This window comes from Bacillus sp. M6-12 (assembly GCF_002860285.1).
Lineage (GTDB): Bacteria > Bacillota > Bacilli > Bacillales > DSM-1321 > Peribacillus.
In genome coordinates this window covers 151,044-162,857 of record NZ_PGVF01000005.1, presented here as the reverse complement: position 1 = coordinate 162,857, position 11,814 = coordinate 151,044, and the positions used below count along the sequence as shown (strand labels likewise).

Here is an 11,814-nt window from a genome sequence, read left to right as displayed (position 1 = left end):
TTTAGCTGGGAAGTCTCATAAAAGTTTAACGGAACGGACGGGGTACTTATGAAATTTGGCTGCCACGTAAGTATAAAGGAAGGGTATTTAGGTGCCGCAAAACGCGCAGCGAGCTTCAGCGCAGACGCATATCAATTTTTCCCTAAAAATCCGAGAAGTTTAACGGTTAAAGATTTCGATCAGACAAGCGCTGAGCACTGCAAACAATTTTGCAAGGAACACCAAATACTTTCCATAGCTCATACCCCATATCCAACAAGCCTTACACCGACTGAAGCTAAAAAAGAATTAACGATCCAATCTCTGCTAAACGATTTGGAAATAGTGGAAGCCTGCGGTTCAATTGGAGTGGTAGTCCACTTTGGGCATAGAACGGAAGAAAATAACCAGCTTGCCGGCTATCAATTAATGATAGAAATGCTTAACACCGTTCTCAGCCAGTGGGATGGCGATAGCTTGATATTATTGGAAAACAACGCTGGTAAACACGGTCCGATGGGGACCACGCTGGAAGAGCTCGTCCAAGTCCGGAATCTGTGCGACTTCTCAGAAAAGATTGGGTTTTGTCTGGATACTTGCCATGCTTTTGCCAGCGGAATATGGAATGAAGAAAATGCTGAAGAATTTTGGTCTAAAGGTCAGCAACTGGGATATTTCGAACATCTGAAAGCCATTCATTTGAATAACTCTAAATACCCTGCATACTCTATGAAAGACAGGCATGCCAATATTTTTAACACTGGTTATATAAGTGAAAATCTCTTTGAAGCGTTTATCCTTTCCCCTGCCATTAAAAATGTCCCGCTTATACTGGAAACGCCATCAGACGAAGGTATCACCCATAAACAAGAAATCGCCATGTTAAAGGAGAAGTGGGGAAAATAAAACAATAATAAATGATATGCCTCGCTACAGAATCGTGAAAGATGTAAATCAGCCGCATTAAGTCTGTGCCACTACTTAGGTAGTGGTATTTTATTGTAAGCCCCATTATTTCATTTTAATGCCTATTAAAATCAATGAAACACCGCAAATTATACAGGCAATTTTATTAAATGAAAGCTTTTCGGACAAACCTAACAGCCCGATGGCAGTAGTAGCGATCATAATTATCGGGCCTACCAGGGCAAGTGAACTATTTACAATAAGGGCTTTTTCAACATCATTTAGTTTAAGCATTAATCCCGCAGCAAAAATTTCAATACTGCCGGAGATGAATCTTAACATAACCATCAGCAGTACAGCTTTTTCAATTACAACAAACATACATGTCCTCCTTTACAACAACGCTCCACTCTTAACTATATGACAAAAAAGAGAGAGAAAGGACAACTATTTTCAATGCGGTTAATCGATACATTTGCAATGAGGGTTAGAGCAGGCAAGAAAAAACAAGGGTTCATTCCGTCCGATAAGCTTCACATTTAATGAATAACACCATTATAGTTATCCAACACAATCAATTATCCTTCTGAACCTTCAGCATAAAGCTCTTCTGCAACACAAGGAAATTTCAGCTGCTTATCTAGCCCTTAATTCCGGGCACATTGTTTAAAAGTATTATTAATGTAACTCGATAGAAAAGTAACTGAAAAACTTGAATGGTAAAATAGCGGGAAATGCACTTTATCTAAGGATTATTTGGATAAGGAAAAGGGAGATGGCTTATGGAAGATCATGTGAAAAAGTCTTTGGAAGAATGGAAAATTGAAATTTGCAGCCTGCTGAATGATATTGACCATGAATATGAGGAAATGAAACGCGAATTGCAGGTGTATACATATAAATTCAGCATCACTAAACAGGTTGTTCAATCCACAGTGAACGATGAAATTATCCGAAACATCCGGGAGCTTTACCATAAGCCTTTTGAACAAAGATACAACCAATTAAAGGAAGAGATTAAAGAGTTGGAAGAAAAGAAAAAGGTGTTTCAAATGTTTGTTGATAAAATTGATAAAGTCAAAGAAAAAGAAGAAGTTAAACCATTGGTTTCTATGATATAACCGTTATTATGTTATGTACGATTATTTTTTCCGGGCTAGCCGGGCAATGCAAACTTGCCTGGACAGCCCGTTTTTTTATACGAAAAAAAGGGAATAAAAGTAAAAGCATGTATTAGGCAGGAATTATTATGAAATCCGAGTTTCATCCCTGAAGAAGTAAAAGAATATGATGTATAATTTACCAGAGGAGTATTTGGTATGCATGATATCAAATACAAACAATTTATATAGGAGTGGATGCAGCTATCAAAGCTGCCAAAAAAAAGAGAGAGGAGACAAAAATGAGGCTGGAATCCGTATTACATAAAATTAAAACGCATACACCTACCATACTTGGAAGCGGCAGTTTTTCCAAGTATGCAGTTTTGCTGCCGCTGATTGAAAAAGCGGATAGTATTCATGTTTTATTTGAAATCCGTTCACTCGAATTAAGGCGGCAGCCAGGTGAAATTTGTTTTCCAGGCGGTCGAATAGACCCAAGTGACCAGGATGAAAAAGGTGCAGCCATAAGAGAGACGATAGAAGAATTGGGGCTTAAGCAAGGAGACATTACGGATGTTTATCCATTGGATTATCTTATTTCACCATTTGGAATGATTGTATACCCCTACATAGGGTTAATTAAGAGTTCGCAGGAGCTGAAGCCAAACCCGTCGGAGGTAGGCGACATTTTTACAGTGCCGCTATCCTTTTTACTGAAAACGGACCCTAAAATATATCAGGTAAACTTCAGAGCTGAACCGGAAGATGATTTTCCGTTTGAACTAATAGTAGGCGGAGAAAATTATAATTGGCGGACCAGACAGCTGGAAGAATACTTTTATATATACGAAAACCGGGTCATTTGGGGAATGACCGCCCGGATCCTGGCTCATTTTATCGAGATACTCAAACAAAACACTATAGATAGTCCTAAGTTAGGCCGCGAAAAGAACATCTGATATTATTGTCATATATGGATTCTATAAGGAGGAACCTGTTAGTGTTAAAAAAACGAATTGAAGAACTGGTAGCTATCCCGCAAAATCTTTCCCTTTTCAAAGAGGAAAGGACATATGCAGTAAAGCATAAACTGATTTCGAAAGAAAATATTTCAGAAGCCGACCCGACAGATCGCTTTGCGGATGCCTATATTGAAAAATGTGATAAAGAATCAGAAAATGTTATTTCTGAAGAGTCTTCACAGTTTTTAAACCAGCCGATTTCTTATCTAAAGCTGCAGCAAAATGAGTTTATATATCTGGAATCTAAATGGTTAGACATAATTGGCGTGGATGCCGTCTCTTTAGAAATGGATGATGTTTTTGGAACCTATGATGCCTTGCTGGGCTTAAGACTTCAGAAGAAATATGAAAAATCGATTAAGGATTTTTTCCGGGAGCATTTACATGGAGAAGAGGCGCGTTTCAGTTTATTATTCAGCCCTGAAGATGGCTTATGGAATGTGAATTTCACATTAAATTACGCAGATGGGTTTCGAGAAGAAATGTCAATCGGAGAAGCCTATCAATTAATATACAGCTTTATATTTAGGCTTGCAGAATCCGTGGAAGCCGCATAATTGCTGTTGAAAAAGAATACTTAGTTCATCGGATAAAAATACATAATGGTTAACAGAGAAAAAGGGAAGAGGAGAACTTTCATGGACCAGCTTAGGCAGAAGGAGTTGGATGAATATGTAACAAACCTTATGCAAGCTAAAAATATTCCCGGTGCAGCCATTGCTGTTTCAAAGAATGGGGAGCTTGTATATCAAAAAGGGTTTGGATATCGGGATGTGGAAAGAAAAGAATTGGTCACACCCGAAACCATCTTTGGAATTGCTTCAGTATCTAAATCATTTACCGCAATGGCGATCATGAAGCTCGAGCAGGAAGGAAGGCTTTCTGTTACTGATCCGGTAATTAAATATATACCTGAATTTACGATAAAAGGGGTTCCCAGCATAGATAAGATCAATATTCATCACTTGTTATCCCATACATCGGGCGTCCCGCCGATGAATAGAAGGGAAGACCTGGATAAGCTGGATGACCATATTTGTTATTTTGCTGAAGAAGATATTAAGATGCTCGGCAACCCGGGGGAATATTTCAGCTATTGCAATGATACATTCCTTTTACTGGGATTAATTATTGAACGGATTACCGGCCAGCTTTTCAGAAGATATATAACTTCCAATATACTAGAACCGCTGGGGATGAATCGCTCAACATTTAGCCTGGAGGAAATCTCCAAGCTGGATAACATTTCAGTACCTTATGAGTTCAATAGAAAGACGAAGCAGTTTGAGCAGCAGCCCTGGCCAAAATTGGGGAATTACGAAGTGGGCGGAGGCATCCGGTCAAATGTCCTTGATTTAATCAAATATGGCCAACAGTATATAGATTGTGATACAAACGATCAGCAAATCTTATCAAAAAAACAAATTAATAAAATGGGAAAAGCTTTCTTTCAAATTAGTGAATATTCCTTTTATGGATTTGGGTTAACCACTACACCGGACTATTCGGGTATAACATTGATTGAACACGGCGGAGGGCAGCCAGGTGTTTCTTCGCATTTCGGATTCGCTCCTGAAAAAAAACTGGTTATTGCGGTGCTGACTAATATTTCCGGTGCACCAAGTGCAGACTTATGGCTTGGAGCAGTAAATGCGGCTTTGGACTTGCCAATAGAACGAAAACGCTATGAACCTCCAGTTTATGAGTCTTCTCAGGAAGAGCTTCTAGTAATGGATGGGTCATATGCATCTGCAGAAGGGAGTAAGATAACCGTCACCACCCATGATGGAATGCCAAAGGTAACAATGGGTGAGGAAAGTTTGGAATTTCGATCTGCCTCAAAGGATATGTTATGGAACGAAGAATATGGTCTCTCGATTCGTTTTTATGTCAAGAGCGGAGAAAAGGCATGGGCCGTATTATTTGGTTCCAGAATGCTTAGAAGAATAGCGGAAGACATATAGGAGGCATTATAATGAGCACAATAGCAATTGAACTGGCACAAAAACAGCTTGATGCGTATAACGCCCAAAATATAGAAGAATTTTTGGAAGCCTACAGTGAAGACGTACAAGTTTTAGAATTTCCATCCAACATAATCACGTATACCGGTATAGAAAAAATGAGAGAAAGATATACTAAATTATTTAATGATAATCCAAACCAGCATGCAGAACTACGGTCACGGATCGCCCGCAATAATATTGTTATTGACCATGAACATGTAACTGGAAGAGCAAATGGGGTGGAATCAGAGGCTGTTGCGATGTATGAAGTAATCAATGACAAAATCACAAAAGTCTGGTTTATAAAATAACTTAATCAGCAAGAAAGGGCCGCTAACAAGCGGCCCAATTTGCTGTTGAAAGATATTTAAACTTCTTCCGCCACTGCTAATACTGGCGGCTTTCTTAGTTTAGCAGCCTGTTCAAAGGAATAACCAATCTCTATCAGTTTTCCTTCTTCGAATGCTTTTGCTGTGAAGGTTACTCCAAGCGGTTTACCTTCGTTTGTATAACCAGCTGGAACAGTGATGGACGGGTATCCGGCTTTAGCAGGAAGTCCAGCCCCAAAATTATTTGGAGATAGTAGGGCATCGAGTTTATAATCATCCATGACTGCATCAATCCCCTTAATCTGCGAAAAATAAATGTCTTTTTCTCTGCATTCGATATACGCAGTCTCAGTTAGGGTTCCGCTTGTTTCTTCACATGTAACCAGTAATGTTTGCCCATATTTAAGCATTTTTTCAGGGTGTGCCTCATTAAAAGCAATCACATCTCTAAGTGTGGAAACCGGGACATTTTCGCCAGTATTCTGTAAATAGGCGTTAAGATCGGGCTTAAACTCAAATACAAGCGTATCATACCCCAAGTCTTCTTTCGCAGACGGGAAATCTATAGAGTCAATCACAGTAGCGCCGTTCTCCCGCAATAATTCAATAGATTTTTCCATCAGCAGTACTTCTTCTTCGTCCAAATAAGAAAAGTAAGGATCCCTGGCAACCCCAATCGAGACACCGCGCAATCCATCCTTTTTTAAAAACTGGCTGTATGTAAGATTTCTATTCGGATTGGAGAGAGTTGCTGGATCCCGATCATCTTTACCAGCCAGGACAGTCAGCAGCAGTGCCGTATCTGATACAGTCCTGGCCATTGGGCCAGCGGTATCCTGGCTATGGGAGATCGGTATAATGCCCGATCGGCTGATCAGACCGACTGTTGGCTTAAGGCCCACAATTGAGTTGGAACTTGCCGGGCTAAGAATTGATCCCGAAGTTTCTGTACCAACAGCGGCAGCCGCCAAATTAGCCGCGATGGAAGCACCCGAACCGCTGCTTGATCCGCCGACGTCAAAGCGGTCAGGACCGTATGGATTAAGCACCTGCCCGCCTCTGGAGCTATAACCGCTCGGCATACCATCAGTTGTCATGAAATTGGCCCACTCCGTCATATTTGTTTTACCTAAAATAATTGCACCCGCATCCCGAAGCTGTTTCGCGACAAATGAATCCTCTGCCGCAATATTATATTGCAGTGCAAGGGAACCGGCGCTCGTATGCATTTTATCAGCAGTATCAATATTATCTTTTAATAAAACCGGAATACCATGAAGCGGACCGCGTGAGCCAGATTGGCTTCTTTCTGTATCTAAAGCCTCCGCAATCTGCACAGCATCCGGATTGATTTCCAGAACGGAATTGATGGCAATCCCTTGCTTATCAAATGAGCTTATTCGATGCAAATACATTAATACAAGCTCTTTAGATGTGATTTCTCCAATAGATAAAGCCTGCTGTAATTCTTCAATTGTTTTTTCCGGCAGCCAGTCATGAACCAGCCTGGCCAGGGCAGGATTTTGCAAAGATATTCCTCCTATAATGATGCCTAAAACTTTTAACATCATTTTAGCATATACTATCCATTTCTGATTGAAAATAATAAATTGTCAGTCAACTAATCCATAATTCCGAATTTCGAGGTTGGTACTGCATGTAACTTTAATATTCGGATATTCCTTCCGCCAATCAAGCTTTTTCCAGTCAGAGTATGTCATACTGTTGCGTACATATTTTCCTATGCCCAAACTATCAACATTATGCTCTTGAGTGAAAGCTACAATCCGCTCTGCATCCTTAGAAATAGACTTCTCCATCTTATTTGTTAAAATCTGCTGGTTCTTTTTTGTATCAAGGGTTTTTTCTCCAATATATTCAAAAATGGATCCTTTTACATCCAGAGTAATTTGTACATGAATTTTACCATTGGCAGCAGTTTCTTTTACTTTTATTTTCCGTTTACTATGTAAAATATTCAAAGCAACAATTTCCGGAGTTTTATGTCCAGGAGCAGGATATTCGAAATTTTGCTGCCCATTATTTATTTTTTTTCTTAACATCAAAAAAATAGTGGTCATGGACGGATCTAATTGGGTTATAAAATTGTCATCTCTGAACAAAGCTACTCCGTCCGAATCAATAAAATCCTTTCTTTCTATCAGAACCGGGGCTACCGGATCTATTCCCTCTTCATAGTAATCCCTCATAAACTGAAAGATATCTATGTTGGGCAAGATACTTTCCATATCCTGTTTTTCAATAAAACGATCAATAGTCTCAAAAGTTGCTTCTTTGTTATCGTACTTAGCAGCAGCCAGCTTCGCAGCATTACCGTTTACAATAACTACATTCGTGCGCGGGCTAACTTGTGGATCTCTGTGCAATGTATCAAAATATTTAGTATATCCATGCTTTGTCAGGCTTTTACCGAACATAACAGTCCTAAGCTGACCTTTTACAAAATGCAAATCTGTCTGTGATTTGAATTCCATTCTAGCACCTTTACTCGTTTTTGAAATAGAAGTAATTACTCTCTGGTCATTCCTCCTATTTTTTAAGGGAATGGATGCAGTTACTTTAAGCTTTCCAATGTTACCATCATTTGTTTCTTCAAGATCATATGTAATAACCTGAGCAAGTGCCTGGTCTTCTAATGTATTAATATCGCTGCACCCAGCAATTATAACAACTGCCGAAACTGCTAAAATTGTCTTAAATCTTTTACCCATGTTCTTTCTTCCTTCCTTTTTTCCGGATAAAAAGCAGCAAAATTGCTATGATAGGCAAGGTATAAGAAATCACAATTTCAATGGAAGCCAGGAATTTCATCCAGCTTGCAATCTGGTCTAAGGTTTCTGGTATAAAAGAAATGAGATAAACGCCCAGAACGATTAAAAAAGCAATAGATTTCTCCCCCTTGTTCGGGAAAATTCTTTTTGCCGCTTCAGTTGCCGCCCAAATAAACATCGCAGTCGTAATTAAGACTTTTAACATAAACAAACAATAAAGCAGATTTTCCAGCCTTTCTATAAATGGGAATTCAATTAGGGACAGCAGCTGCATTAATGGGAATCTTAAATTTTTTATATAATCGTACCCAAAAACTCCAAAAATCAAAAAACAAGAATAAACATACACAAAGGTAGTAAGCAGATTTCCAAGAATAACTGATCTAATAAACTTTGATTCCTTATTCACATACGGAAAAAATAGGAGGGAGAGTTCAGCTCCAAGAAAAGCAACATAAGTATCAAACACACCGCTGGTCCACCCATCTCCATTTTGAAATAAAAAGGGAGTAAAACTGACCATTTCAAGATCAGGGAAAAAATAGAAAAACAGAATAAACAAAAATATTGTGATGGAAAAAATAATTGTAGACGCTTTGGCAATATTGTATATTCCTTTAATAACCAGGAAATACAGCAATACATCATACATCAGCTTTAAAAGGGAGCTAGGCGAATGCTGAAAGGAGAAAACCTGAAAGATGGCAATATACTGTTTTCCTGTCAAACATCCCAAGAGGCTCCAAAGAATAATAAGAAATATATATATTGGAACCACAACCAGACGAGGAATTCCTTCCTCGACTATTGCAAAAAAGGGTTTACCCTTTCCGAGGCGAAAGACTGCCCCGATCAATATAATATTGATTATCATCATAGCGGAAACTGGAAGAATGGCAAGCCAGCCGTTTGTCCCAAAAGTTTTTGCAAGTGTACCTGGAAGGATGAATAACACAACACCAGTCTGGATTAAATAAATTAAAATCGTTAAATGGAAGGAATGTAATTTTTCTTTCATCATGAACCTCTACAATTTTTTCTTTTGTCTTACTCGATTTGTAGCAACTGATTGCGAAGGCCGTGTTATTAATTTTGAAAATGGCGCCCTAATAACAATATCCCTTAAATCACTCTTTGATATAGGGGCAATCGGCGTTAAAAATGATGTTCCCAAATTCATAATTCCGGTTAAGTGGATTAGAACCAAACCGAGCCCGAACATTATTCCCAAATTGCCCCATATTCCGGCAAGGAGTATTAACCCAAATCGGATCAATCGAATCGAAGCACTCATAATATAGTTTGGGATTACAAAGGAAGCAATTGCTGAGATAGCGACGGCAATAATCAGGATATTGCTTGCTATGCCCGCCTGTACTGCTGATTGTCCAATAACAATACCGCCAACAATGCCAATAGTCTGGCCGATTTTAGTCGGCAGCCTTGCTCCGGCTTCCCTTAATAACTCGATAGTAATTTCCATTATCAATGCTTCAATTAATGGAGGAAATGGTACTTTGCTCCTGGATTCAAGTAACGTGTAGAGAAGCGTTCTTGGGATCATTTCATAATGGAAGGTTGTGACCGCCACATAAAAAGCAGTAAAGAAAATGGCTATAAAGAAGGCAGTATACCTTAAAAGCCTCAAGAATGTGGCCAAGGCCCATCTCTGGTAATAATCTTCAGGTGAATTAAAAAATTCAAAAAAGCTGGTTGGAGCAATGAATGCTGTTGGACTGCCATCTGTTATCCCCGCAATTTTCCCTTCCAATATTTTGGAAGCTACTGTATCAGGCCGCTCAGTTGTCAAGAATTGAGGAAAAAATGAATAAGGATTTTCTTCAATCATTTGGACTAGCATTGTCGATTCCAAAATTCCATCCATCCTTACAGATTCAATTCTCTGTTTTACTTGCTCGACAAAGCCCTTATTTGCGATATTATCAAGGTAAAGCAGGTAAACATCTGTTAAAGTGACCTCTCCAACTGTAATTTTATAAACCTTTAAATGGGAGCTCTTGATTCTCCTGCGCACTAATGAAATATTTTGTCCCGCTGATTCATTAAAGGCTTCATGGGGACCTGTAATAACGGTTTCAGTTCCCGATTCATTCATAGGCCTGGTTTCTGGCCCAAAAAGGTTGACAAGGTAGGCTTCATCCTTAAAGAAGATTGCAGCCTCACCATTTAATATTCCTTTATATAATGACTTGCTTTCTGTCGTTTTCTTATATCTTTTCTCGTTAAGAATTAACCCGACATCAGGTGACTTTAAAGTATCGAAGGGGTCTGCGAGATATTCTTTTACCTTCTGGGGATTTACCAGGTTTTCAATATATACGTAGCTCACTTGAAGTTCAGGAAGATCATTTTGAACTAAATCTGAACAATCCCGAAATTGATCAAGGGTTTTTTCCAATGAGACATTTTCCTGTGTTTTTGTATTTTCCTTGGTAAAGTGAGACTTTTGATATCTTTTTCTAAAGAACCCCATGTAAGTTCCTCCGCACATTTACTAGTTGCTGGGGATAGTGTTTGGATTTTAAAGGGTTCTTATACAATCCATTCCAAAGGGATATTGCCAAAAGGACTTAAGACTAGCAGGCAAATGCTGATATATGTATGTCTGAATCTGCCTCAGAGTGTAATACTAAAACTTTTCCGACCATTTTTTTACAGATTGTTTTAATTGGCCCAGATTCTCCTCAAATTGTTTTTTTCGGTGGCCATTTGCACCTGATGGATGAGGAAAACCCGATAAAATATACCCATTTAACTTTTCTTCAGTAATAACGGTTCGGATGATCTGTTCTACAGTTTTGCCAAGGGGGATAATGAGAATATCCTGTTTAAGTTCGGCCAATTCCCTTGGAAAAACCTCATAAGCATACTTTGTTAGCAGTGTTGAAGACTCTATTCTAGGCCGGTACCCATTATAGTTTTGATTATGGAAGAATACCGGATATTTAATGGTAGAGGTTGTATGCAAAAGATGGCGTTTCTTGGAAAACAGCATTTCGGTACTATGGCAATTTATTACACGGGCAATACCGCATTGATCCAGCATCTCAATTAAATTTATTCTCATCGTCCCGGAAAAACTTGCAGCCATTTTGGCCGATTTTGCAATTTTTTCAAGTGAAGCCCCTTCATTCAAGCTCGACACTGCCTGTTCAAATGCCGCTTTCATCTGTGTCCATCCCGGGGTGATCCCGACAACAACGATCCTGGCCTCTCGGTTTATATATTCATTATGCGGGGTAAAAAACATCTCCAAATCCGCATTCTTCTCCATTAAAAATTCCTCGGTTAATAAATCTTGTTTTGTTAGCGGACGGTCCAGCGGCAATTGTCGGATTGAATCCATAAAATGCTTTAATGAGTTGTATTGATTTAACAAAATTTAATCACCTTTTTGAATAGTTTCTGTGCTAATATACAAAATTACCTCATTCCTACCCGGGATAACCAGCTTTTTTGCTAATATAAAATTCGCGAAAAAATTACCTATCAATGAAAGAAAGAATCCAATCTCCTGCGTACACTTAAAGGAGACTGAATATATGAGCAAGGAAAAACAAGAAGAGGTATGGTTAATTAATGCAATTAACCAACTTTAGGATAAATAATAAAAAAGCGGAACAAGAGGAAAGTAGTCTTGTTCCGCTTTTTATGTG

The 11,814-nt window shown here is 38.9% G+C and carries 12 protein-coding genes; 6 read left to right on the top strand and 6 right to left on the bottom strand.

Annotation, left to right across the window (positions count from 1 at the left end; translation table 11 throughout):
- Positions 1 to 48: 48 nt before the first annotated feature.
- Complete coding sequence (locus tag CVD28_RS08210; protein ID WP_101591885.1) at positions 49 to 885, top strand: deoxyribonuclease IV; 837 nt, start codon at positions 49 to 51, stop codon at positions 883 to 885.
- A 105-nt stretch (positions 886 to 990) separates the two neighbouring features.
- Here the strand turns inward: CVD28_RS08210 and CVD28_RS08205 are convergent, their stop codons facing one another.
- Entirely contained in the window at positions 991 to 1,266 is a 276-nt protein-coding gene (locus tag CVD28_RS08205; RefSeq protein WP_101591884.1) for a YqhV family protein, read from the bottom strand.
- Positions 1,267 to 1,667: 401 nt separating this feature from the next.
- On the opposite strand from CVD28_RS08205, the gene CVD28_RS08200 reads away from it, so the two are divergent.
- The 5 genes from CVD28_RS08200 (at position 1,668) to CVD28_RS08180 (ending at position 5,327) form a co-directional block, all read left to right on the top strand.
- Positions 1,668 to 2,006: a hypothetical protein gene (locus CVD28_RS08200; protein WP_101591883.1), complete on the top strand. Its 339-nt coding sequence runs from the start codon at positions 1,668 to 1,670 to the stop codon at positions 2,004 to 2,006.
- A 281-nt stretch (positions 2,007 to 2,287) separates the two neighbouring features.
- Positions 2,288 to 2,947: an NUDIX hydrolase gene (locus CVD28_RS08195; protein WP_101591882.1), complete on the top strand. Its 660-nt coding sequence runs from the start codon at positions 2,288 to 2,290 to the stop codon at positions 2,945 to 2,947.
- Between the two features lie 41 nt (positions 2,948 to 2,988).
- Positions 2,989 to 3,567: a branched-chain amino acid aminotransferase gene (locus CVD28_RS08190; RefSeq protein WP_101591881.1), complete on the top strand. Its 579-nt coding sequence runs from the start codon at positions 2,989 to 2,991 to the stop codon at positions 3,565 to 3,567.
- 81 nt (positions 3,568 to 3,648) lie between these two features.
- Positions 3,649 to 4,974 (top strand): serine hydrolase domain-containing protein, encoded by a 1,326-nt coding sequence (locus tag CVD28_RS08185; RefSeq protein ID WP_101591880.1) that lies wholly within the window; start codon positions 3,649 to 3,651, stop codon positions 4,972 to 4,974.
- An 11-nt stretch (positions 4,975 to 4,985) separates the two neighbouring features.
- On the top strand, positions 4,986 to 5,327 hold the full coding sequence (locus CVD28_RS08180) for a nuclear transport factor 2 family protein (protein WP_101591879.1): 342 nt from the start codon (positions 4,986 to 4,988) through the stop codon (positions 5,325 to 5,327).
- A gap of 56 nt (positions 5,328 to 5,383) precedes the next feature.
- On the opposite strand, the gene CVD28_RS08175 is transcribed toward CVD28_RS08180, so the two are convergent.
- The 5 genes from CVD28_RS08175 to CVD28_RS08155 all read right to left on the bottom strand — a co-directional run bounded on the left by CVD28_RS08175 (position 5,384) and on the right by CVD28_RS08155 (position 11,537).
- Positions 5,384 to 6,874 (bottom strand): amidase family protein, encoded by a 1,491-nt coding sequence (locus CVD28_RS08175; protein WP_257985796.1) that lies wholly within the window; start codon positions 6,872 to 6,874, stop codon positions 5,384 to 5,386.
- A gap of 84 nt (positions 6,875 to 6,958) precedes the next feature.
- A complete protein-coding gene (locus CVD28_RS08170) occupies positions 6,959 to 8,077 on the bottom strand; it encodes a Ger(x)C family spore germination protein (protein WP_101591878.1) in 1,119 nt (372 codons plus the stop codon).
- Positions 8,070 to 9,155 carry a GerAB/ArcD/ProY family transporter gene (locus CVD28_RS08165; protein ID WP_180954066.1) on the bottom strand — a complete coding sequence of 362 codons (1,086 nt, stop codon included), beginning with the start codon at positions 9,153 to 9,155 and terminating at the stop codon, positions 8,070 to 8,072. Before CVD28_RS08165 ends, CVD28_RS08170 begins: the two co-directional genes overlap by 8 nt.
- A gap of 9 nt (positions 9,156 to 9,164) precedes the next feature.
- Entirely contained in the window at positions 9,165 to 10,631 is a 1,467-nt protein-coding gene (locus tag CVD28_RS08160) for a spore germination protein (protein WP_101591876.1), read from the bottom strand.
- A gap of 156 nt (positions 10,632 to 10,787) precedes the next feature.
- A complete protein-coding gene (locus CVD28_RS08155; RefSeq protein ID WP_257985795.1) occupies positions 10,788 to 11,537 on the bottom strand; it encodes a uracil-DNA glycosylase family protein in 750 nt (249 codons plus the stop codon).
- Positions 11,538 to 11,814 lie beyond the last annotated feature (277 nt).